At 70.9% G+C, this 22,744-nt stretch carries 21 protein-coding genes; 4 read left to right on the top strand and 17 right to left on the bottom strand.

The window, feature by feature from the left end:
- From VFX14_13905 to VFX14_13895, 3 genes are all read right to left on the bottom strand, one after another.
- Positions 1–3,252 (bottom strand): chemotaxis protein CheB (locus VFX14_13905; GenBank protein ID HEU5190777.1); only part of this gene is annotated, 3,252 nt, incomplete at its 3' end.
- Positions 3,253–3,329: 77 nt separating this feature from the next.
- A complete protein-coding gene (gene pepE, locus VFX14_13900; GenBank protein ID HEU5190776.1) occupies positions 3,330–4,028 on the bottom strand; it encodes a dipeptidase PepE in 699 nt (232 codons plus the stop codon).
- On the bottom strand, positions 4,025–4,819 hold the full coding sequence (locus tag VFX14_13895; GenBank protein HEU5190775.1) for an HAD-IIA family hydrolase: 795 nt from the start codon (positions 4,817–4,819) through the stop codon (positions 4,025–4,027). Before VFX14_13895 ends, pepE begins: the two co-directional genes overlap by 4 nt.
- A 75-nt stretch (positions 4,820–4,894) precedes the next feature.
- On the opposite strand from VFX14_13895, the gene VFX14_13890 reads away from it, so the two are divergent.
- Positions 4,895–5,461, top strand: coding sequence for a hypothetical protein (locus VFX14_13890; protein ID HEU5190774.1), 567 nt, complete (start codon positions 4,895–4,897; stop codon positions 5,459–5,461).
- Positions 5,462–5,470: 9 nt separating this feature from the next.
- Here VFX14_13890 and VFX14_13885 read toward each other — a convergent pair whose 3' ends face one another.
- From VFX14_13885 to VFX14_13870, 4 genes are read right to left on the bottom strand one after another with little or no spacing between them, the layout of a single operon-like run.
- Entirely contained in the window at positions 5,471–7,468 is a 1,998-nt protein-coding gene (locus VFX14_13885) for a tetratricopeptide repeat protein (protein HEU5190773.1), read from the bottom strand.
- Positions 7,469–7,499: 31 nt separating this feature from the next.
- Entirely contained in the window at positions 7,500–8,894 is a 1,395-nt protein-coding gene (locus VFX14_13880) for an ATP-binding protein (GenBank protein HEU5190772.1), read from the bottom strand.
- Positions 8,891–9,568: a response regulator transcription factor gene (locus tag VFX14_13875; protein HEU5190771.1), complete on the bottom strand. Its 678-nt coding sequence runs from the start codon at positions 9,566–9,568 to the stop codon at positions 8,891–8,893. The genes VFX14_13880 and VFX14_13875 overlap by 4 nt, the downstream gene beginning before the upstream one ends.
- Before the next feature lies 1 nt (position 9,569).
- Complete coding sequence (locus VFX14_13870) at positions 9,570–9,956, bottom strand: hypothetical protein (GenBank protein ID HEU5190770.1); 387 nt, start codon at positions 9,954–9,956, stop codon at positions 9,570–9,572.
- A 74-nt stretch (positions 9,957–10,030) separates the two neighbouring features.
- Between VFX14_13870 and VFX14_13865 the strand changes: the two genes are divergently transcribed.
- The gene (locus tag VFX14_13865; GenBank protein ID HEU5190769.1) at positions 10,031–10,834 is read left to right on the top strand and encodes an aldo/keto reductase; all 804 of its coding nucleotides are present in this window, start codon (positions 10,031–10,033) and stop codon (positions 10,832–10,834) included.
- On the opposite strand, the gene VFX14_13860 is transcribed toward VFX14_13865, so the two are convergent.
- The 6 genes from VFX14_13860 to VFX14_13835 are packed head-to-tail and all read right to left on the bottom strand — an operon-like array spanning position 10,831 to position 16,322.
- Positions 10,831–11,343 carry a shikimate kinase gene (locus VFX14_13860; GenBank protein ID HEU5190768.1) on the bottom strand — a complete coding sequence of 171 codons (513 nt, stop codon included), beginning with the start codon at positions 11,341–11,343 and terminating at the stop codon, positions 10,831–10,833. The genes VFX14_13865 and VFX14_13860 overlap by 4 nt on opposite strands.
- Positions 11,340–12,263: a uroporphyrinogen decarboxylase family protein gene (locus VFX14_13855; protein HEU5190767.1), complete on the bottom strand. Its 924-nt coding sequence runs from the start codon at positions 12,261–12,263 to the stop codon at positions 11,340–11,342. Before VFX14_13855 ends, VFX14_13860 begins: the two co-directional genes overlap by 4 nt.
- Positions 12,260–12,910, bottom strand: a complete 651-nt coding sequence (locus tag VFX14_13850; protein ID HEU5190766.1) for a hypothetical protein — start codon at positions 12,908–12,910, stop codon at positions 12,260–12,262. The genes VFX14_13855 and VFX14_13850 overlap by 4 nt, the downstream gene beginning before the upstream one ends.
- A 13-nt stretch (positions 12,911–12,923) precedes the next feature.
- Positions 12,924–13,790: an ABC transporter permease gene (locus tag VFX14_13845; GenBank protein HEU5190765.1), complete on the bottom strand. Its 867-nt coding sequence runs from the start codon at positions 13,788–13,790 to the stop codon at positions 12,924–12,926.
- A 7-nt stretch (positions 13,791–13,797) separates the two neighbouring features.
- On the bottom strand, positions 13,798–14,724 hold the full coding sequence (locus VFX14_13840; protein ID HEU5190764.1) for an ABC transporter permease: 927 nt from the start codon (positions 14,722–14,724) through the stop codon (positions 13,798–13,800).
- Positions 14,725–14,777: 53 nt separating this feature from the next.
- Positions 14,778–16,322, bottom strand: coding sequence for an ABC transporter substrate-binding protein (locus tag VFX14_13835; GenBank protein HEU5190763.1), 1,545 nt, complete (start codon positions 16,320–16,322; stop codon positions 14,778–14,780).
- A gap of 158 nt (positions 16,323–16,480) precedes the next feature.
- Here VFX14_13835 and VFX14_13830 point away from each other — a divergent pair, with 158 nt between their 5' ends.
- On the top strand, positions 16,481–17,668 hold the full coding sequence (locus tag VFX14_13830; protein HEU5190762.1) for an FAD-binding oxidoreductase: 1,188 nt from the start codon (positions 16,481–16,483) through the stop codon (positions 17,666–17,668).
- Positions 17,669–17,670: 2 nt separating this feature from the next.
- Here the strand turns inward: VFX14_13830 and VFX14_13825 are convergent, their stop codons facing one another.
- Genes VFX14_13825 through VFX14_13815 form a run of 3 tightly spaced genes read right to left on the bottom strand, consistent with a single transcriptional unit; the run spans position 17,671 to position 21,119 of the window.
- Entirely contained in the window at positions 17,671–19,293 is a 1,623-nt protein-coding gene (locus tag VFX14_13825; GenBank protein ID HEU5190761.1) for a thiamine pyrophosphate-binding protein, read from the bottom strand.
- Positions 19,294–19,296: 3 nt separating this feature from the next.
- Positions 19,297–20,358 (bottom strand): D-TA family PLP-dependent enzyme, encoded by a 1,062-nt coding sequence (locus tag VFX14_13820; GenBank protein HEU5190760.1) that lies wholly within the window; start codon positions 20,356–20,358, stop codon positions 19,297–19,299.
- A complete protein-coding gene (locus VFX14_13815; GenBank protein ID HEU5190759.1) occupies positions 20,355–21,119 on the bottom strand; it encodes an inositol monophosphatase family protein in 765 nt (254 codons plus the stop codon). Before VFX14_13815 ends, VFX14_13820 begins: the two co-directional genes overlap by 4 nt.
- Positions 21,120–21,176: 57 nt before the next feature.
- On the opposite strand from VFX14_13815, the gene VFX14_13810 reads away from it, so the two are divergent.
- The gene (locus VFX14_13810) at positions 21,177–21,533 is read left to right on the top strand and encodes a cupin domain-containing protein (GenBank protein ID HEU5190758.1); all 357 of its coding nucleotides are present in this window, start codon (positions 21,177–21,179) and stop codon (positions 21,531–21,533) included.
- A gap of 21 nt (positions 21,534–21,554) precedes the next feature.
- On the opposite strand, the gene VFX14_13805 is transcribed toward VFX14_13810, so the two are convergent.
- Positions 21,555–22,744 (bottom strand): vanadium-dependent haloperoxidase (locus VFX14_13805; protein ID HEU5190757.1); only part of this gene is annotated, 1,190 nt, incomplete at its 5' end.

Below are 22,744 nucleotides of genomic sequence, written 5' to 3'. Positions count from 1 at the left end.
GGAGACGATCCGCGAGACGTCGAGAAGGTCCTCGATCAGGCGCACCTGCAGCAGGGCGTTGCGCTCGATCACTTCCAGGCCATGCGCGACGTCGACGCTGCCCCGCTTCGGGTCGCGCAGGATCCTCGCCCATCCCAGCATGGCGTTCAGCGGCGTGCGGAGCTCGTGGGACAGGATCGCCATAAACTTGTCCTTGGCGAGACTCGCCGCCTCGGCCTCGACGCGCACGCCCTGCTCTCGAGTCAGCAGATTGGCGCGCTCGTACTCGATACGCGCTCGCTCGCTGATATCCGCGATGGCCAGGAGGACCAGCGCCGGCCGGTCCACCGCCATCGGCATCCGGCGCGCGTTGAGGAGCATCGTGCGTGGCCCGATGCGCTCGAAGTCGTGCCGGACCTCGAAATCCTCCAGGACGCGGCCCTCGGCCAGCACCGCGCCCAGCGCCGTCCGGAGCTGCGGGATGTTCCACTGGCCATCGCCGAGCTCGAAGAGGGATCGGCGCTCCGTCTCGTCGGCACGTACCCGGAAGGTCTCGAAGAACGCCCGGTTGGCGGTGACCACCTCGAGGTCGTCGTCGAGGACCACGAGCGGCTCCCGCACGGTCTCGACGATGGCGCGGGCCTCGTCGATGCTCTGCTTGAGCGCGTTGATGTCGACGAAGGAGGCCACCGCACCGTCGATCTTGTTGTCCACCGTCCGGTACGGCCGCACACGAACCGAATACCACCGGCCATCCCGGGCGGTGACCTCGCGCTCCTGGGGTGTCAGGGTCTCGATCACGTCCCGGAGAAGGCCTTCGAGATCCGGGAACTCCGTGCCGAGCCTGATGTCTCCGATGGGTCGCCCGACATCGCCGGGAGCGAGGTGGAGGATCCGCTCCGAGACCGACGTCATGCGACGGATGCGGAGATCGGCCCCCACCAGGATGATCGGGACATGGGTGCTTGCGAGCAGGTTGCCGAGGTCGCTGGCGAGCTGACCCACCTCGAGGTTCCGGCTGTTCAGCTCGTCGTTCACGGTCGTGAGCTCCTCGTTGGCGGCCTGGAGCTCTTCCTTGGAGGTTTCCAGCTCTTCGTTCGTGCTCTGAAGCTCCTCGTTGCTCGACTGGGACTCCTCGGTGGCGGCGCGCAGCTCCTCCAGGGCGGCCTCCTGCTCTTCGCTGGTGGCCTGGAGCTGCTGGCGCGCGGCGGCCAGCTCCTGGGCGAGCTGGGTGACCCGACGATCGCCTCGCGTCTTCCCTCGCGCCGGCGTCGGCGTCGGCCTGGCCGGCAAGGGGCCGCCCGGTCGATGGCGCTCGTCGAAGAACAGGATGAGATGGTGCTGGCCCTTCATGCCTTCCTTGGGTCCGATCGGGATCACCTCGATGCCGACCGCCCGGGCGCCGCCGTTCACCCGCAACCAGAGGCCGTCCGTTTTCACCGCGCTCCCGGATTTGGTCGCGCGCTGGACGGCCCGGCGCAGGGGCACCGTCAGGCCCTCCCGCGCCATCCGGAAGAGCTGCAGGCTCGCTGCGCCGGGTGCCGCCTCGAGGTAGGGACCGGTCCTCCCGCGGAACTGCACGATCTCCATGTCGGCGTTGACGATCACACCCGCGGGCGCATAGCGGCCGAGGACGAGTCGGTCCGCCTCCTTCTCGACCGCCGCGGTGCTCCAGGCCACGCCCTTGTCCTGCTCGGCGGAGGGCGTGGCATTGCGCGCGCCCGCGGTGAGACCGAAGCCGAGGTGAGCGGACGGCCCGGGCTTGCGCGCGAAGATCTTGTGCTTCTTGTCGACCGCGGAGAAGAGATTGGCAGACCGCCCGACGCTCTCCGATGGGCCGAGCTTGAGGAAGCCCGTGGGCTTGAGGGCGTAGTGGAAGATGGGGATGATCCGCTCCTGCAACGCGGCGCCGAGGTAGATCAGCAGGTTGCAGCAGCTGATCAGGTCGAGCTTCGAGAACGGCGGGTCCCGCGTCACGTCGTGCCGCGCGAAGACGCAGGCGTCTCTGATGGCCTTGCTGATCTGGTAGCGCCCGTCCGACTTCACGAAGAAGCGCCGCAGCCGATCGGGTGACACCTCGTTCTCGATGCTTGCCGGGAACGTCCCCGCCCGGGCGCGCGCGACCGCGGCGGCGCTGAGATCGGTGGCGAACAGCTGGATCGGCGGATTGCTGTCCTGCTGGCCGAGGAACTCCATCAGGCTGATCACGAGCGAATAGGCTTCCTCGCCGGTGGCGCAGCCCGCCACCCAGATCCGGATGGGCTCCTCCCTGGGCCGCTCCGTCACGAGGCTGGGGAACACGCTCTGCTTGAGCGCCTCGAACCCCTCCGGATCCCGGAAGAATCCCGTCACTTGGATGAGGATGTCGTCGTGCAGGGCCCGCGCTTCGTCCGGGTTCTGGCGCACGTACCGGACATACTCGGGGAGGTCGTCCATCCGCTGCAGCAGCATGCGCCGGGCGATCCGGCGTCGGACGCCGGCCGCCTTGTACTGCGCGAAATCGACCCCCGTGCCGGAGCGCAGGACGCGAAGGACGCCGCTGATGTCGGCGCCATCCTCGGACGCCTCCGGACGGGCCGCGCCTGGTGGCGTAGGGCTCACGTAGGAATGATTGCCGATCCTCGCCAGCTCGCCGGCGATCTCCGCGGGGGGCAGGACGAGGTCGGCAAAGGCGGCTGCGCTCTGGGGCATGCCGGGATGGCGCGCGGATTTTTCGTCCTGGACGAACGCGATGCCCCCTTCCGCCTTGATCGCGCGAAGGCCGAGGGTGCCGTCGGACCCCGTCCCGGACAGCACCACGCCGATGGCGCGGGCCCCCAGCTCCTGCGCGAGCGAGCGGAAGAAGTGATCGATCGGCGTGTGGCGATCGACGGCCTCCCGGGGCGTGAGCGCGAAGCGACCACCCGCGATCGTCATGTCCGTGTTCGACGGGATCACATAGACGTGGTTCGGCTCCACCCCCAGGCCGTCGGTGATCGTCAGGACGGGCATCGCCGTCGTCCTGGCGAGGATCTCGGACAGCTGGCTCTCGTGCTGCGGGTCCAGGTGCTGAACCAGGACGAAGGCCATGCCGGTGTCCGTGGGGAGCGCCCTGAGGAGTTGGCTGAAGGCCTCGAGCCCACCCGCGGAGGCACCGATGCCGACGATCGGGAACCCGGGACTCCCAGAGGGCGCCGGCAGATGCTCGACACGTGCGGTGGGCGTGGCGGCCGGCGCGCGTCGAGGAGGAAGGCGCCGGGAAGCCGATTTCCTACGCGGAGGGTCTCGTTTCATCGCGATAGCGGTCCGATGTTGGCTCCATCGTCGAGGGAACGTGGGCGGGGAAGAGAATCCGGCCATCAAGAGGCCGCCTACCTCACGGGTAGGTGTTCCCCCGCTGCATACCACACTGGCGGGGTGCCGTGACGGAAGATCTTGATGCGCGCGGTGCCCAGCGCGGTCGCCTTGCCGCGCTCGACGCGCACCAGCGCGCCCTCCTCCAGCCCGACCACGGGATTGCGGTTCACCACGTGGTACTCACGGATGCGGTCGTCGCGCGTCTCGCTGCCCGGCGCCATCATGGGATCGGCTTCCTTGTAGTGGGGATTGATGTTGAAGCCGACGAGGCGGAGCGCGTCGAAGCGCGCGAGGCCCACCACGTTCCAGTCGTTGGTGGTGAGGATGGTGGGCCCGGCCACGTTCGATCCCGCGCTCGCCCCCGCGTAAGGCATGCCCGCACGGACCCGGCGGCGGATGGCGGCGAGCAGCCCCGAGCGGCGGAGACGCATCAGCAGCGCGTACGTGTTGCCCCCGCCCATGAACACCGCCTCCACGCCAGCGAGCGCGGGCAACGGTCGCGCGTTCCAGCGGATGTGGACCAGATCGAGCCCCGCGCCCTCCGGCGGCGGGGGCGCCAGGGCCGCGCGCACGCGGGCGAAGTAGGCCGATTCGTCGTGGAGGCTCGCCGAGGTGATGAAGCCCACGTGCCGCGCGGCGCCGAAGAAGGCGGCGATCTCGCGGCGGCCCTCGGGGCCGAGGGGTCCCCCCGAGTGTAGGAGGACGCGGCTCACTTGTCGGCGAGCAGACGTCTCAGCTGCGCCATGGACTTCACCATGAAGTGCGCGACGCCATCGGGCCCGCCCTGCGGCGCGAACAGGATCGCGGTCATCCCGACCCGCCGCGCCCCGCGCACGTCCGAGTCCACGCTGTCTCCCACCATCGCGGCCTCCTCGGCGCTCAGTCCCATGCGGGCCAGCGCGAGCTCGAAGAGAGGCGGCTCCGGCTTGCCGATGACGAGCGGCCGCGCCCCCGCGGCGGTGGCCACCGACTCCACCACCGCGCCGCAGCCGGGCAGGAAGTCGTCGCGTTCGAGGGGCAGGCGCGGGTCGAGGTTGGGGGTGATGAAGTGAGCGCCCCCCGCGATGGCGCGGGCGGCGGCGGTGAGGCGATCGTAGGAGAAGCCGGCATCGCGACCCACCACCACGACCTGGGCCTCGCGGTAGCGATCCGTGGGCAGGAGCTCGTGACCGCCCTCGAGGAGCGCTCCCCCGAGGTCCTCCCCGCCAATGGCGAGCACGCGGGCAAGGCCCCAGCGGCTCACGATCACCTCGCTCAGGATCTCCAGCGGCGTGAACACCTCGTCCTTCGCCGCCTGAACGCCGAGCCGCTCGAGCTTGGCCTGGAGCCCCGCGGAGCGGGCGCCGGAGTTGTTGGTGAGGAAGGAGACCCGACGACCCTGCTCTCGCAGCATCGCGAGCACCTCGGCCGCCCCGGGGACCAGCACGTCGCCCGTCCAGACACAGCCGTCGAGATCGAAGATGAACCCGCGCAGCGCGCGCAGCTCGCGTCGTGAAGCGCCCACTCGGTACCTCCCGAGGCGATACTAGCACGCCAAAAAGCATCCGAACTGACGGGGGCCGGCGTTAGAGTCTGAGACATGGAGCCGGCCGAGAACCAGCCGCGTCCATACACGCTACAGCGCGCCGCCATCGTCGTCTTCGCGTTCGTCTCCGTCCTCCCGCTGCTCCTGTACCTCGACACGCTGCTCAGCCTGCGCACGCTCGATCAGCCGAAGGTGCTCGTGAACCTGGCGCTGTCCCTGGGCGCCATCCTCATCGGCTTCTATCTCTTCTGGGCCATGACCGGCCGCATGGCGGAGATCCTCCGCGCGGCGCAGGAGCATCAGGTCGCCGCGCCCGCGGGGCGCGCCCCCGTCGAGGCGGACTTCCACCTGCCCGTCTTCGGCGCCATCCGCGAGGTCGAGCCGATCCGCGAGACCGACATGATGGCGGCCGCGGTCGAGCAGCTCCGGGCGGTCTGGGAGCTGGAGGCGCGGCCCCATCTCGGTCGCCGGGTGGCCGTCTCGGTGCGAAACGCCCGGGAGCCCATCGTCGGCACCCTCAGCCAGATCACCGAGAACGGCCTCTTGCTCCTCGACGCCGACAGCCAGAAGGTTGGGGTGAGCTATCGCCGCATCTCGGCCATCGAGGGCTCCGCGCGCTAGCGGCGCCGGCTATGAATAGAGGCGCCGCCGCACGGCGTCGAGCGCGCTGCGGAAACGGCGGTCGTCGGGGTGCAGGCGCACCGCTGCTGCGTAGGCGGCCTCGGCCTCCGCGGGACGGCCCAGGCGAAGCAGCACCGAGCCCAGACGCGCGTGGGCTTCCGCGAAGTCGGGCTTGAGCGCGATGGCCGCGCGATAGGCGGCCTCGCTGTCCGCGTCCTTGCCCTGGCGCTCCAGCACCGTCCAGAGATTGAAGTGGTTCTGCCCCTCGTCGGGCCGGAGCCGTAGCGCCTCGCGGTACGCGGCCTCCGCCTCGCCGAGCTTGCCCTGGGCGAGCCGTACGCCCCCGAGCCCGCGATGCGCCGAGGCGATTTCTGGGCGCGCCTCGATGGCGTGACCGAACGACTCGGCGGCCTCTGCCAGCCGTCCCTGCTCGACCAGCATCTCGCCGAGATCGGCATGGGTCTTCGCGTAGCCGGGCCGGAGGCGCACCGCCTCGCGGAGCGCGACCTCCGCAGGCCCGTACTTGCCCTGGAGATAGAGCACGACGCCCAGTCCGCGCTGGAGCGCCGGGTGCGCCGGCTTGATCAGCAGCGCGTCGCGATACACGGTCTCGGCGTCGGCGAACCGGCCCTGGCGCCCGAGCCCCACCGCGAGGTTGCCGCGGGCGACGATGTCGCGCGGGTCGAGGCGGATCGCCTCGCGGAGCGCGACCTCAGCATCCGCGTGCCGGCCCTGCCGGCCCAGCGCGATGCCGAGCTCCACGTGAAAATCGGCGGTGGCGGGCTCGATCGCGACGGCGGCGCGGAAGACGGCCTCGGCCTCCCCGTCGAGGCCCTGCGCAGACAGGGCGAGCCCGAGGTCGTAGTGCACGTTGGGATCGTCGGGCCGCAGGGTGAGGGCGGTCCGATAGGCCTCCGCCTCCTCGGCCCAGCGCCCTTCACGGCGGAACACGCCCGCGAGGCCCAGGAGGGATCCGACGTCGCCCGGCCGCAGCCGAATCGCCTGGCGAAACTCGGCCTCCGCTTCAGGAAAGCGCCCCTGCCGCTCGAGCACGCGCCCGAAGCGCGCGTGCCAGGTGGCATTGTCCGGATCGAGACGGAGCGCCTCGCGGAAGGCGGTCGCGGCTTCACCGTAGCGACGGCCGTGGGCGAGCGTGACTCCGAGATGGCCGTGGAGCATCGCATCGCCGCGCCGGCCCCGGATGGCGGCACGATAGGCCTGTGCGGCATCCGCCCAGCGGCGCTCGCGGCGGAGCGCGTGCGCCAGGTGCACCTGGGTCCGCACCGCGGTGGGCGCCAGCTCCAGCGCCTCGCGGAACACGACCACCGCTTCGCCCTGGCGGCCCTGCGCGGCCAGCGCCTGGCCGAGGGCATCCCGCACCACGGGATTCCCGGGAGCGAGGTCGACGGCCCGACGCAGCACCGCCTCCGCCTCGGCATGTCGGCTCTGACGCAGCAGCGCGACACCGAGGTTGTGATGCGCGTCGATGAGCCGCGGCGCCAGCGCGACGGCCCGGCGGAGAGCGCCTTCCTCCTCGGCGGGACGCCGGAGCCGCCGGCTCACGACCCCGAGACGCAGGTGGGCGAGCGCGTGCTCGGGACGGAGGGCGACGGCAGCCCGTAGCGCCCCCTCGGCCTCGGCCCAGCGGCGCTGAACCTCGAGGACCAGACCCAGCTTGAGCTGCGCGCGAAAGGCGCGCGGGTCGAGCGCGGCCGCCTCGCGATACGCGGCCTCCGCGTCCCGCTGCTTGCCCTGCTCGAGCAAGGCATCGCCCAGATCGAGGCGCGCGGGCACCGACTGCGGGGCCAGCCGCACCGCCTCGCGAAACGCCATCTCCGCGTCGGCGGGGCGGCGGCGCTGCGTGAGAATGGCACCGAGGATGGCGTGGGCGTCCGCGCGCGCGGGATCGCGCGCGATCGCGTCGCGCGCCAGCGCCTCCGCCTCGTCGTGATGGCCCTGCTTGAGCGCGGCGGCGGCGCGCTGGAGACTCGCGATCAGCTCGTCCACGGCCACACGGTAGGGAGTGGCCGCGGACGTGTCAAGCCAGCGGCAGGCGCAAAGTGAAGCGGCTGCCCGCGCCGGGTGTGCTCTCGACGGTGAGCCCGCCGCCGTGGGCGATGGCGACGCCCCGGGCGATGGCAAGCCCCAACCCCGAGCCCGGCGTGGCGCTCGCCGCGTCCAGGCGCACGAACGGCTCGAAGATGCGCTCGCGATCGGCGGGGGCGATGCCGACGCCGGTGTCGGCCACCGTGATCAGCGCGTGATCTCCCTCGCGGGTGAGCGTCATCTCCACCTTGCCGCCGGCGGGGGTGTACTTGACGGCGTTTTCCACGAGGTTGAGGATCGCGCGGCGGAGGGCGCTCGCGTCACCCACCACCTCCACGGGCTCCACCGCGCCGAGCCGCACCGTGTTGCCGGTGCCCTGGGCGAGCCGCGCGCCCGTCTCCAGGGCGTCGACCACGATCGGCTCGAGGCTGAGCCGCTCCCGCGCGAGCCCGCGCCCGGGGCCGGCCCGCGTCAGCAGCAGGAGGTCCTCGGCCGCGCGGATGAGACGATTGACCTCCTCCAGGCTCTCCTCGAGCACCCGCCGGTACTCGTGGGGCGAGCGCGCGGCGCGCAGGGCCACTTCGATCCCGCCCTTGAGGGCAGTGAGCGGCGTGCGCAGCTCGTGGGCAGTATCGGCGGCGAAGCGGCGCATCTCACCGAAAGCCCCCTCGAGGCGACCCAGCATCTCGTTGAGCGTCTCGGCCAGATAGTCCAGCTCGTCGCCGCTGCCGCTCGCGGCCACCCGCTGGGCCAAGTCCTCGGCGGTGATCCGACGGGCCGTGCGCGCCATCGCGTTGACGGGGGCGAGCGCCGCCCGCGCGATCAGGGCGCCACCCACCGCGGCGAGGGCCAGCCCCACCGGCACCGCGGCCAGCAGGACCATGAGGTAGCGGTGCAGAGCATCCTCGGCGCGGGCCAGCGAGATGCCGACCTGCACGAGCCCTGGGGGCCGGGCGCCGTTCATCACGGGCAGGGTCAGGATCCGCGCGCGCTCCCCGCCGGGCAGCTCCAGCGTCTCGAAGGTCGGGCGGCCCCGCGCGGCATTCGCGCGCGCCACCGGCGTGAGCGGGAGCTGGCGGTTCCGCAGCGAGGCCGAGGCGCCGCCGGGATTGCCCTCGGGATCGCGGAGCTGGAAGAACTTGTCGACGAATTCCGGTCCGAGCAGCTCGCGCAGCGCCGCCTCCGCGATGGCGCCGCTGTTCGCATAGCCGGTGTCGCGGATCACTCGGCCCACCGTGACCAGCGAGGCATCCACGTCCTGGTACAGGCTCCAGGCCAGCACCTGATACGAGAAACCGCCGATGACGAGGAGGATGACGAGGAGGACACCGGTGTACCAGAGGGTGAGGCGCGTCCGGATCGAGCGAAGCGCCCACGGGAGCGTCACGGCTCCTCCTTCAAGACATAGCCGGCGCCGCGCACGGTGTGCACGAGCGGGGGCTCCCCCTCGCCGTCGATCTTGCGGCGGAGATAGCCGACGTAGACGTCCACGATGTTGCTCTCGGGGTCGAACTCGAGGCCCCAGACGTGCTGGGCGAGCATGGGCCGCGTGAGCACGCGCCCGGCGCTGCGCATGAGGTACTCGAGCAGCGCGTACTCCCGGGCGGTGAGGGTCACCCGCCGGCGGCCCCGCGTGACCTCGCGCGTGGCGGGATCGAGGCTCAGATCGGCGACGCGCAGCACGGGGGCCCGCTGGCCGCCCCCCCGGCGCAGGAGCGCGCGCACCCGCGCGAGGAACTCGTCGAAGGCGAACGGCTTGGTGAGGTAATCGTCGGCGCCGAGATCGAGGCCGGCCACCTTGTCGGAGAGGCGGTCACGCGCGGTGAGCAGCAGCACCGGCGCCTGGATTTTCTGCTGCCGCGCGGCCTTGAGGACGCCCAGGCCATCCAGCTTGGGCAGCCCGATGTCGAGCACGACGAGGTCGGTGCCGGGCCCCTCGATCAGGCGCTCGAGCGCGGCGGCGCCGTCGCCCACCACCTCGACCGCGTAGCCTTCCTCCTCGAGCCCCTGCCGGATGAAGCTTGCGACCTTCCGCTCGTCCTCGACAACCAGGATGCGCATCTCACGTCAACGGTACCATCGCCGCGGTGAGGGTCAGGCGGTTGTGGCACCGCGGGCAATCGAGCGCGAGCTCGCCCTGGAAGCGTCCGCCGCCCGGAAAGTCCTGCTCGACCCCGCAGCGGGGACAGCGGCCGTGCGCGCCGAGGAGGCGCACGTCCTCGCGGCTGCGCACCACCGCGAGCACGATGCCCAGCAGCAGAAACGTCGGCACGAGAAAGAAGTGTGCCACCGGCATGAACACGGTGACGGCGGCGATGCCCCAGCACACGCCGAGCGCCGAGAGCACGCGCGTCATGCGCTCGGAGGGGCTCTGCTGCAGCACGCGCGCGGTGGCGGGCACGGGCGCACCGCCGAACACGTTGATGGTCGCGGGCAGCTCGTGAACCATGCCTTCAGCCTAACAGGCCAAGATGAGAAGGTGATGAGAGGCGGCCGGGGCCGTCGTGTACACTCTCGCCCACCATGGAGCATCGTCCTGTCGGCCGTAGCGGCCTCACCGTGCCGGTCATCGGCATGGGCACCTGGCAGACCTTCGACGTGCAGGAGCCCGCCCAGGTGCGGGCGGTGACGGATGCCGCGATCACGGGCGGCGCGACCTTCTTCGACAGCTCCCCCATGTACGGGCGTGCCGAGCAGGTGCTCGCCGAGACCCTCGATGGCCGCCGGCCGAGCGTGCTCATCGCCACCAAGGTCTGGGCGGGCAGCTTCCGCGAGGGGCGCGAGCAGATCCGGCGCGCGCTCGACTGGTACGGGGGCGTGGTGGACCTCTACCAGATTCACAACCTCGTCGGATGGCGCGAGTACCTGCCCTATCTGGAGGAGCTGCGCGCGGCGGGCACGATCCGCGCCGTCGGCATCACGCACTACAGCGCGGCCGCCTTCGACGAGATGGCGCGCATCGTCGAGAGCGGGCGTGTGACCGCGATCCAGATCCCCCTCAATCCCCACGAGCGCGAGGTGGAGCGCCACCTGCTCCCCCTCGCCGCCGAGCGAGGGGTCGGCGTCATCGTGATGCGCCCGCTCGGCCAGGGAGCGCTCGCCCGCCGGGCGCCGGCCGCGCGGGAGCTGGGTTTCCTCGCCGAGCACGGGCTCCGCACCTGGGCGCAGGCTCTCCTCAACTGGGGGGTGAGCGACCCGCGCGTGTCGGTGAGCATTCCCGCCACGGGCCGCGCGGCGCACATGGAGGACAACTGCGCGGTGGGCGGCGCGCGGCGCTTCGACGCGGCGACGCGCGCGCGTGTGGCCGCGCTGGCCGCCCGCCTCTAGGCGCCGCGCGCCTGCAGGAGCGCAGTCAGCTCGGTCAGCTCCTGCTCCACCGTGGCCCCGAGATCGGTGCGATACGTGAGATCGGCGGCGCGGTAGAGCGGCTCCGCCGCCGCCCAGATCGTGGCCAGGTCTTCCTCCAGGGACACGCCAGGGTTCACCCGGGGCCGATCGGCGGCGCGGACCCGCGCGGCGAGCGTGGCGAGGCCGGCCTCGAGGAACACGAGCACGCCGGTGCCGCGGAGCGCGTCGCGATTCCACGCGTAACGCACGGTGCCGCCGCCCAGCGCGCACACCGCGCCATCCATGGCGGCGAACCGCCTCACGATACCGTACTCGAGCTCCCGGAAGGCGAGCCAGCCCTGCTCGCGTACGAGGTCGTGGAAGCTCCGGCCTAGCGCGGCGTTCATCTCGCGGTCGAGATCGAAGAACGGCCGGCGGAGGCGCGCGGCGAGCCCCTCGCCCAGCGTGGTCTTGCCGGAGCCGATCAGGCCGGAGAGGTAGACATTCACCGCGCGGCGGCGGCGTGCGCGGCGCGGATCAGCTCGGGGAAGGCGTAGCTCGGGAGCGCGCAGCCCGGGGCGAGGAGGAGCTTCTCGCGGCCGGCGTCCTCGATGGACCGCTTGATCTGCCCGCGGATATGGCCAGCCGACTCGTAGGCGAAGCGGCCGTGGCTGATGCCGCCCATCAGCGGCAGATCGGTACGGCGGCGCGCCTCCGCGAGCGTGGGCCCCGCGTCCTGGTCCGCCCACGAGATCGCCTGCACCGGATAGTCGAGCATCCGGTCGAAGAACACGTGGTTGCCGTGGGCGTGGAGCACGTGGAGGCTGCCCCGCCCGCGGATCGCTTCCAGGAGCTCGAGGTCGAAGGGGCGCATGTAGCGCTCGTACTGCTCGCGGCTCACGAACTCGGTGGACGCGGGCACGGAGAGGAAGATGCCGGCGGCGCCTCGCGCCAGCGCGGCGCGCGCGTAGGCGATCAGGTTGTCGTTGACGACGCGGAGCGCACGCGTCAGCCCGACCTCGTGCTCGCGCATCATCTCGTCGATCGCGCCCTTCACCACGTTGCGCCGCAGCGTGTTCCACGCGTTGAAGAGCGTGTCGACCACGAGGGCCCGGCCGGAGAGGGCCCGCGCCACCTGCTCGACGACTTTCAGCTGGGCGGCCATCGGGGTCTTCTCGAGGTCGAGCGGAGCCAGCCGCTCGAGGTCGCGCGCGTGATCGAGGGTCTCCACCCCTTCCGGCATGGGGTAGGAATAGTCGTTCATCAGCTTGAGCCAGTCGAGATCGTAGGCATCGAAGAAGTCGACGTGCGCCTGGGCCATGCGCTCGGCCGGCGCGTGCTGGAGCCCGAAGTGGTACCAGACGGTGAACGGAGGACGGTCCACCGGACCCCCGGACAGCGCGGCGCGGACTCGCTCGATCTTGTTCATGGCTTCCCCAGGGTGAAGGGCTCGTCCACGTACATGGTATACGTCCGCGGCCGCATCCGCGCGCCCTCCGCGGGATCGACGTAGACGATCGATGGCTGGCCGCGGATCTCCGCGGGCAGGACGGCGCAGCGGACGAACGACGTCTCCTCGGTGGCGGAGGCCTGAGCGACCACCGGCTCGCGGCCGCTCTCGAACCAGGCGTCGCCGGGACGCATGAGCCGGCCGGGCGCCTTCCCCACCGACACGCGCAGCTCGCCGCGCAGCAGACAGCGGATGCCGCCGCCCTTGTGCCCGTGGGCGGGGGCGATGCCGCCCAGCACGAAGTCCACGCGGTCACAGCGCATGACCCAGGGGCGCCCGGCGTCGAGCGCGATCGGATGCTCGAGGAGCACGCGGCCATGCGCCGGGCCCGCCGGCTGCCGCACGAGCTCGAACACGAGCACGGTGAGGACCTCGCGATACGACTGCACGCCGCTGGCCTCCGCGGCGAACACGGCCGCGTCCGCGCCCACGGGGGCGTGGTCGGGATCGGCGCCGACCACGCGGAGGGCACCCGACCGCACGAAGATCACGCGGGGACCGGCGGTGAACGAGAGCAGCGCGCCGGCGGCCAGCCGGTGCTCGACCAGTCGCAGGGACCAGGCCATGGCCGGCCGGCCCTCACTCGCCCCGCAGCGTGGGGTCGAGGAGATCGCGCAGCCAGTCGCCGGTCCGGCTCACCACGATGGTCGCCGCCATCAGCACTAGCCCGGGGCAGGTCGAGATCCACCAAGCGCTGTCCAGATACTCGCGCCCTTCCTGCACCATGCCGCCCCAGGACGGCGTGGGTGGCTGAATCCCCAGTCCCAGGAACGACAGGGTGGCCTCGAGCACGATGGCGCGCCCCAGCTCCAGCGTGGCGACGACGACGATCGACGAGAGGATGTTCGGCACCACGTGCTTCCACACTATGCGGAGCACGGAGCCACCGAGGGCGTGGACGGCGTCCACGAACTCACGCGAGCGAAGTCCGAGCACCTGGGATCTCAAGATGCGCGCGTAGCCCACCCAACCCGCGAGACTGATCACCACCACGATGGTAACGAAGCTCGGGCCGAGCACGGCGATGATGCCGATGGCGAGCAGGATGAACGGGAACGCGAGCTGCGCGTCCGCGACGGTCATGATCGCGGTGTCCACCCAGCCCCCCCGGAAGCCGGCGAGGATGCCGAGGGCCGAGCCCACGAGGCCTCCCACGAGCACGGCGGAGAATCCGACGAGCAGCGACACCCGAGAGCCATAGATCATCCGCGACAGTACATCGCGGCCCAGATGATCCGTGCCCATGAGGTGGGCACGCCCGTCCGCCGCCTCGAGGGTTGGGGCAACCAGCCGCGCCCGCAACGATTGCCTGGTGGGATCGTGAGGCGCGAGCCACGGGGCGGCCACCGCCATCAGCACGAGGAGGAGTATGAAGCCGACGCCTCCGGCGGTGAGCCAGCGCGCGCGTCGGGCGAGGCGCCCGGCCTTCGCCGACGCGGTGGCCACCGTGAGCTCAGCGGACGCGGATACGGGGATCGAGGAGTCCATAGACCGCGTCAATTGCGAGGTTGATCACGACGAACAGCGCAGCGGACAGGAGCACCACACACTGCACGACCGGGTAGTCGCGATTATAGATGGACTGGATGGCGAGCCGGCCGATCCCCGGCCACGCGAACACCGTCTCCGTGACCACGGCGCCGGCGAGCAGCCCGCCGAACTGAAGCCCGGTGATCGTGATGATGGGGATCGCCGCGTTCCGAAGCGTGTGCTTGACGACCACGAGCAGTTCGGCGAGCCCCTTGGCGCGCGCGGTCCGGATGTAGTCGGCCCGCAGCACCTCCAGCATGGCGGAGCGCGTGAGGCGGGCGATGGATGCCATCGCGAAGAGGCCGAGCGTCACCGCGGGGAGGACGAGATGACGCCAGTCTCCGCGGCCCGAGGTGGGCAAGAGACCCGCTTTCACCGAGATGAGCAGGATGAAGAGGATACCGATGAAGAACGTCGGCGCGGCCTGGCCGACGAGGGCGACACCCATCGCCAGATGGTCGATCAGCCGGTTCCGGTAAACGGCCGAAAGAAGTCCGACAGGAATGGCGACGATCACGGCCACCGCGAAGGACACGAGGCCCAGCTCGAACGTGGCGGGGAGGCGCTCGGTCACGACCGCCATCGCCGACCCCTTGAACCGGATGGACTGGCCGAAGTCGCCGCGGGCGAGGTTCCCGAGAAACACCGCGTACTGCACCGGCAGCGGACGGTCCAGCCCGAGCTCGGCACGCAGGCGGAAGATCTCGCTCTGCGGCGCGTCCGGAGGCAAGAGCAGCGGGGTAGGATCTCCGGAGAGACGCATCACGACGAAGACGACGGTGGAGACGAGCCAGAGCGCGACGATCGCGCGCCCCGCGCGGCTGGCGAAGAACCGGAGGAACGTGCGCATGCGAGACCCCTCGCCCTCCCTCTCCCCAGGGGGAGAGGGAGGGGAGGGCAGGGCTAGGCCCGGCGGAACTTGAAGTTGAAGCGTCGAATCTCGAGCTGCTGCAGCGGGTCCGGCGTCCACTCCGCGTACTTCTGCAGGCCGTAATCCTCGTACGGCTGGATCACCGGAATCCATGGGAAGTGCTCGAGGAAGATCTTGGTCATCTTCTTATAAGCCTCCCCGCGGAACTTCTCGTCCACGGAGAACCGCGCGGCGTTGCCCAGCTCGTCCCACTCGGCATGCCGCCAGTAGTCCTGGGGACCGCCGGGGCCAAGGAGGCGCCACATCATGCCGTCGGGATCGCGGAGCGTGGAGGTGGGATCGGACCACCAGAGCCCCTTGAACGTCTTGTCGCGATTCTTCTGCGCTCGCACCGAGTACTCGAAGACCTCCACCTTGGCGTTCACGCCGACGTCCTTCCACATGGCCTGGATCGCCTCGGACATCGGCTTGTCCCCCGCCATGTAGGCGGCGGTCGTCTCGATCACGATCTCCTCATTCTTGTAGCCGGCCTTCTTCAGAAGCTCCCGCGCCTCCTTGGGATTGTAGGCAAGCGCTGGCAGCGAGGCATCGAAATGGTTGTCACCCTTGGCAATGGGGCCGCTCGGCGCGATGCCGCGACCGCGCCAGAGCTCCTTGATGATCGCGTCGCGGTCGATCGCGACCGACAGCGCCTGCTTCACGAGCGGATTGTCGAGGGGCTTCACCTTGCTGTTCACGGCGAGGACGTACAGGCCGCCGTAGAGCGCGCCCGCCACCGTGGTGCTCGCATTACCCCGCACCCGCTCCCCTTGGTCCGGCGGCACCTGGGTGGCAATGTCGATCTCGCCCTTGAGTAGAGCGCCGATCCGCGGCGCCATCTCGGGCAAGGCCCGCACGATGAGACGATCGAAATCGGGCTTGCCGCCCCAGTAGTCGGGGTTGGCATCCAACACGACCTTGTCGTCCTTGGTCCAGGACACGAAGCGGACCGGACCGGTGCCCACGGGCTTCTGGTTGAACGTCTCAGCGCCGACTGACTCGAAGTACTTCTTGGGCATGATCTGACCGGCGTAAAAACCAAGGCGTGCAGGCAGGAGCGGATCCGGCTTCTTGGTATGAATGACGACTGTCGTGGCGTCCGGCGTCTCGATCCGCTCGATGGTGGTGAGGATCGTGCTCACGCGGGTCTTGGCGGCAGGATCGTAAGTCCGGTCGATGCTGAACTTGACATCGGCCGAGGTGAACGGGTCACCGTTGTGCCATTTCACCCCCTGGCGCAGCTTGAATACCCACGCCTGCTGGCCCTGTAGCTTCCACTCGGTGGCGAGTCCCGCGAGCAGCTTACCGTCCGGCCGGCGGCTCGTGAGGTTGTCAAAGATGTTGAACGAGATCCGGATGTCGTTCGACGACGTGCTCATATGCGGGTCGAGCCAGGCGATGTCTCCGCCCTGCGCGACGACCAGCTCGCGCTTCTGGGTGGTCTGGGCGGCAGCGGGAGCGGCCAGGCCGCCCGGCAGGGCGGCAGCGGCGCCGGCCAGGGCCGCGCCCTTGAGTAGGTCTCGACGGCTTACTGTCATGCTGCGTTCCTCCTTACCGAGAATGTGGGATTGAGCGCTGATCTGAGCTCGCAGCCTTGCGTGGACCCCCGATCCGCGTCGTGGGACCGAAGGGTTCGAGTGGTCCTCCTTATAGGGCCTTCCCCCCGCCCTGTCAAGCATGCGAGAATTCGCGCGTTATGGCCAATCAGACCGCGGATGTCGTCGTCATCGGGGGCGGGGTCAATGGGTGTAGCACGGCCTTTCACCTGGCCGAGCGGGGCGCCAAGCGCGTGATCCTGGTCGAGCGACGCCACCTGGGCGCCGGGGCCAGCGGTAAGTCAGGCTCGCTGGTCCGCATGCACTACACCAACCCCCACGAGTCCCGCCTGGCCCACGAGAGCCTCAAGTATTTCCACGACTGGAAGAATCGGGTGGGCGGCGACTGCGGCTTCGAGCGCCTCGGCTATCTCAAGCTCGTGGCCCGCGGACATCGCGATAGGTTGGAGCGTAACGTCGCCGCCCAGCAGACGATCGGGATCAAGACCCGCGTGATCACCTCCGAGGAGGTGCGCGAGATCCTTCCGGAGTGCCGTCTGGACGACATCGGCGGCGCCGCCTACGAGCCCGACTCGGGCTATGCCGACCCGAACGCCACCACGTTCTCGCTCGCGGAGGCGGCCCGGCGCCTCGGCGTCGAGATCCGCACCCACTGCGAGGCGACGCGCATCGTCACTGAGCGCGGCCGCGTTACCGGCGTGGAGACCACAGCCGGGCGCATCGACACGCCCGCGGTGGTGCTCGTCCCCGGCGCCTGGGCGCACACCCTGCTGGAGCCCTTGGGGATCAGCCTGCCGCTCCAGCCCTTCCGCATCCAGGTGTCCATCTTCCGCTGGCCCGCCGGCTTCACCCGGCGCCACTGCGTGATCAGCGACGACACCCACGAGGCGTGGATACGACCGGAGGGCGCGGCGTCCACGCTGATCGGCGTGGAGCTGGGCGCCTCCCATGGTGATCCCGAGAAGTACAGCGAGAGCGTGGACCCGGACTACGTCACCCTCTGCCGCGAAAGGCTCTCCGCGCGCCTCCCCGCGTTCGCGGAGGCGACCATGCGGGGCGGTTGGGCGGGGATGATCATGATGTCCCAGGACGGGCGCGCCATCATCGATCAGATCCCGTCCGTGCCCGGCCTCTGGGTGATGCTGGGCGACTCCGGCACCTCCTTCAAGACCTCTCCCGCCATCGGCCGCTGTCTCGCCGAGTGGGTCACCGAGGGCAAGCCGGCGCTCATGGACCTCACACCCTTCCGCGCCTCCCGCTTCGCCGAGGGCAAGCCCTGGGTGGACGCGGACAACTACGGACGCGAGCGCCTGACCGTCTCGCGGTAGCGCTAGTGCGCGCCGGCCCCCGAGCGGTAGGTCGGCGCGGGGACGCCGTCGATCATCACGTTGATCACCGCGGGGCGTCCGCTTGCGATCGCGCGCTCCAGCGCCGCGTCCAGATCCCCCGGGGACTCGACGTGCTCGGCGTGGGCGCCGAGGGCGACCGCGACCTGGTCGTAGCGGGTGGGGCGCAGCTCGCAGCCCACGGTGCGCTCGGCGCCGTAGTGCTGGAGCTGGAGCTGATGCTCGGCGTTCCAGCGCGCATCGTTGCCCACTACCGTCACGATCGGGAGACCGTGGCGCACGGCCGTGTCCAGCTCGAAGGCGTGGAAGCCGAACGTGCCGTCCCCCAGCGCGGCGATGACGAGCTTGTCGGGATGCGCGGCTTTGGCGCCGAGCGCCATCGGAATCGCGCTGCCGATCGAGCCCGAGGGGCCGTTGATGAGACGGGTGCGCGCCTCGCAGCCCGCCTGTATCCACTGGCCGAACTCGCCGCCGTCGGCGACGAGGATGGCGCCGCGATCGAGCAGGGGCTGCAGCGCCGCGCCCACGCGGAGCGGATGAATGGAGCGTGACGTCGCGGCGCGCAGCGCGGCCCAGCCCGGGGGCACGGCGTTGCGCGCGGCGCGCACCTCGTCGCCCCAGGCCGCGTGCCTCCACCGTCGACCGGTCGCATCGGCGGCGAGACGCACGGCCACGCGCGCGGGATCCGCCACCAGGGAGAGCGCGACACGCGCGTCGTTGGCGAGCGCGGCGGCGTCCCAGTCCACCTGGATGATGTGGCGGTCGGCGGCGAAGACACCCGCGTCGCCGAAGCGCAGCCCGTAGTCGAGGCGCTTGCCCAGGAGCAGCACCGCGTCGGCCTGCGCGAAGATGTTCGCGGCCATGTGGAGCCACGGATCGTTGAGGCCGCGCGGGCTCTCCACGGGCAGGGCGGGAATGCCCGTGGCGCGGCTGAGCGCCGCGACGGCGGCGCCGCGCGCGGCGCGGGCCATGGCGGGCCCGAGCACGATCAGCGGCCGGCGCGCCGACTCGAGCCGCTCGAGGATCTGCGCGATCGTGACGTCGGGGATGAGCGTCGGCTCGTGCCGCGGCGCGGCGGGCGCGGCGGCCGGCGCCTCCGCCACCTTCGCCTCGAGCAGATCGCCGGGCAAGCTCAGGTGCACGGGCCCCGGGCGCCCGCTGGCGGCGACGGTGAGCGCGCGCGTCATATCCTCGCCCATACTCGCCGCGCTCTCGACGCGCCACGCCGCTTTGGTCACCGGGCGCGCCGCGCCGACCTGGTCGATCTCCTGGAAGGCGCCGCGCCCCGCCTGACCCTTCGGGGCATGGCCGGAAAGCAGCACGACGGGTGACTCCGACATCAGCGCGCCGTAGAGCGCCGAGATCGCGTTGAGATGGCCCGGGCCCGCCGTCACCAGCGCCACGCCCGGCCGCTCCGTGAGGCGGCCCCAGGCATCCGCCATGTGCACCGCGCCCGCCTCGTGCCGCGTGTGGAGGATCGAGATCGGCTGCTCGATGGTGGCGTCGTAGACGGACAGGATCTGATTGCCGGACAGGGAGAAGAGGTGGCGGACGCCCGCGCCCACGAGCGCGTGGACGAGGAGCTGTGCGCCGGTGCGCGGCGTCATGGGCTAGCGCACCCGGCCGCGCGCGGCGACCGGCCACACCACCTCGACGTCGCCGCCGCGCACCCCGTGCAGCTCGTCCACCATGTTCGAGACCACGCAGCAGTGGTTCGGCACCACCTCCACCACGTCGCCCACCGTCGGACGCTCGGGGCAGGCGCTCAGATCCACCACCGCGTGCTCCTCGGAGAGATGGGTGACGGCGGCCTCGGGATACTCCATCACGTGGCCGAAGCCCTTCATGAAGTACTGGTCTGATGTGAGCACTTTCGATCCGGCGTCGAGCACCGCGCGCTCGGGCGTGGGCCGGCTCACCACGGTGGCGCGCACGCGCATCGCGCAGTCGTCCCATGTCGCCGTGCCGGTGGACACCACCATCGCGTCGTTGAACACGCAGGTGCCCGCGCGATGCTCGGTGAGCATGGGGAAGCGATTCACGGTGGCGAGCGCGGGCGTCCCGCCGCCCGAGACGACCGGCACCGGGATCCCCGCCTGCTTGAGGAGCCCGAGCGCCTCTTCGAAGAAGACCCGGGTATCGGGATCCTTGCTGGGGAAGGTCATGAGGCCCTGGAACTGAAGGCGCGGCAGCTTCATGGCCATCCGCGCGAGGTCGACGGCCGCCTGCGGCGTCTGCACGCCGGTGCGCCCCATGCCGGTATCGCAGTCCACCACGAAGCGAAGATCCTGCCCGGCCCGCGCCGCCGCCTCGGAGAGTCCCCGCGCCACCACCTCGTTGTCGAGGGCGACGGTGAGGCGCCGGATGCGGCGGTTCGCCGCCATGAGCCGCTCGGCCTTCGCCGCTCCAAGGATGTTGTAGGTGAGGAGCACGTCGTCGGCCACGCCCGCGTCCGCGAACACCTCGACCTCGCCGAGCTTCTGGCAGGTGATCCCCATGGCACCGGCCGCCATCTGCTGCACGCCGATGGCGGGAATCTTGTGGGTCTTGATGTGCGGGCGATTGCCGATGCCGCGCCGGTCGAGCAGGGCCTGCACGCGCCGGATGTTCGCCTCCATGATGTCGAGGCGGATGGTGACGACGGGGGTGTCGAGCTCCGTCACGCGTGTCATGGCGTGTCTCCTCTGAAGCGGGCGAGGGCCGCGGCGTGCAACCGCCCGTTGGTGGCGAACGCGGTGGATGAGTAGATCGTAGGCTTGCCCTCGAAGTCGGTAAAGACGCCGCCCGCCTCCTCGACGAGGAGGCGCAGCGCGGCGAGGTCCCAGGGCTTCACCCCCGGGGTCAGGGCCACCTCGCCCTTGCCCTCGGCCACCGTGGTGAATGAGAGATAGTCGCCGAAGCCCCGCTGATACGTGGTGGCGTCGACCAGACGCAGGAAGCCGTCCCAGAGCTCCGGCGGGCGCAGCATGCCGAGCGCGCCGTGGAGCAGCGTGCCGTCGCGCAGCTCGCTCACCGCTGAGACGTGAATGCGGACGCCGTCGGCGTAGGCGCCCTCGCCGCGCCGGGCCACGTGGAGCACGTCGATGATGGGCTGATACACGACGCCCGCGGTGACCACACCGTCCTCCTCGAGCGCCACCAGCGTCGCCCACTGGGGCAGGCCCTTCACGAAGTTGCGCGTGCCGTCGATGGGATCGACGATGAAACGGCGGCCGGCGGACCCCCGACCGCCCGTCTCCTCGCCGAGCCAGCCGTGCTCCGGATACGCGGCGTCGAGCACTCGCGCCACCGCCGCCTCCGCGTCGCGATCGGCATCGGTCACCGGCGACCCGTCCCCCTTGATGGTGACGTCGAAGCCGCGGCGCTGCCGCTCGCGCGCGACGGCGCCGCCCGCGCGCGCGGCCTCCACCATGACGGCCAGGGTCGCGTCCACCGCGACATTCTACCCCGCGATCGTGAGACAATGCCGCCACGCAAGGGAGGCCAGCCCATGAATGCGGTCAAGGATTCGAGCCATCTCTACGAGGTCGAGCGCCGGGCGCGTCACGCCGAGCGGCCGGGCTTCCGCATCTCGGAGCTGCAGATCTCGCCCACGCAGCAGGTGCCGTGGCACTACCACACCCGCGTGCAGGACACGTTTTACGTCCTGGAGGGCCGGCTGCGCATCTTCCTGCGCGACCCGAAGGAAGAGGTGCGCCTCGCGCCGGGGGAGACCTACACCGTCCGGCCCGGGCGGGCGCACCTCGTCACGAACGCGGGCGAATCTTCCGCGACCTTCCTCGTGCTGCAGGGCATCGGCGAGTATGACTACGTGCCGCTGACCGGCCCGGAGGCCAAGGCCCGGTAGGCGCGGGCGAGACCTTCCGGGTCAGCGCACCGGCTTCGGGAAGCTCTGCACCGCGAGCTCCCCGACCTTCGTCCCCATCGCGGTCCCGACCTCGGTGGAGTTCCGGTAGTGCACGCCGTCCAGGATGCGCGCCAGCGCCACCTCCTGGACGAAGGCATCCACGCTCGGCCACGTGCGCTCGGCGCCACCCGCGGCGTAGCTGGTCGCGCGCAGCGTAGGCGTCGGCCCCGTTCCGATCTCGGCCCGGAGCACCGCCGCGAGGGACCCGGACACGACGCAGTGGGCGCAGGGGTACTCCGGATGCATCGGCGTGTCGATGAAGGGCGTCCACCCCGCGTCCCGCTCGGTGGCGTCGTTGCCATCGAGGTCGCCATTGCGAATGGCGGTGACGGGACGCCAGAAGTTGTAGGTGTACTTGGCGTCGAAGATGGCAATCAGCGCGTCGTCCATGGCCATGGCGGCCACCGCCAGGAGCCGCGCATTCTCGGTCACGTCGCGGCCGGGCGCGGAGGCCACCGACCGGGCGACCGGCCAGTACACGACGGGAAGCGTTGCCTCCCAGAACTTCGCGATGGCGGTCTGGTCCGCGGTGCGTGCCGTGCTGTTCTTCGCGCCGAGGGCCTTGATCTCGTTGTAGTCACGCGCGTAGATCGCGCTGGTGAGGGCGGGCGGCGGACCGGGTCGGAACTGATCGCCGCGCGTCATGACCCACGGGCGGCGCTTGCCCCAGTGTGGCACGGCGGGCGAGATGGTGGGCACGTAGACGCCGGGCGCCGCGTTCGGGCGATACGCGTCGGCGGCCATGAAGCCATCATCCGCGCACATCGCGACGATGGCGTTGGCCGCCTGCTCGCCGAGGGCGATGCCGGCCGCCTTCGCGGGCCCGTCCGGCGTCGACGCCAGCATGGCCTGGTAGTCCGCCTCGATTGCGGCCTGCTGCGCGGGCGGCATGACCTTCAGCAGCGCCGTCCGCGTCGCCGACGCGACCGCGGCGTCCACGGACGCGCCCGGCGCGGGGCTGAGCGTGATCCGGTAGGCCGGATAGCGAGCGGTAATGGCGTTGACGGCCTCGAACACCGAGACCTGGACGATGGCCATCATGCGCACCGTGGGCGGTGTCACCGGAAGCCGGGACACCATCTCGGCGGCCTTGGCGTTCGCGTCCGTCACGATGTCGGCGACCGCGGGTGGTGCGCCGAGAACGAGCAGTG

It is taken from the genome of Candidatus Methylomirabilota bacterium (assembly GCA_035764725.1).
GTDB lineage: Bacteria > Methylomirabilota > Methylomirabilia > Rokubacteriales > CSP1-6 > DASRWT01.
This window is presented reverse-complemented; position numbering and strand designations above follow the sequence as displayed.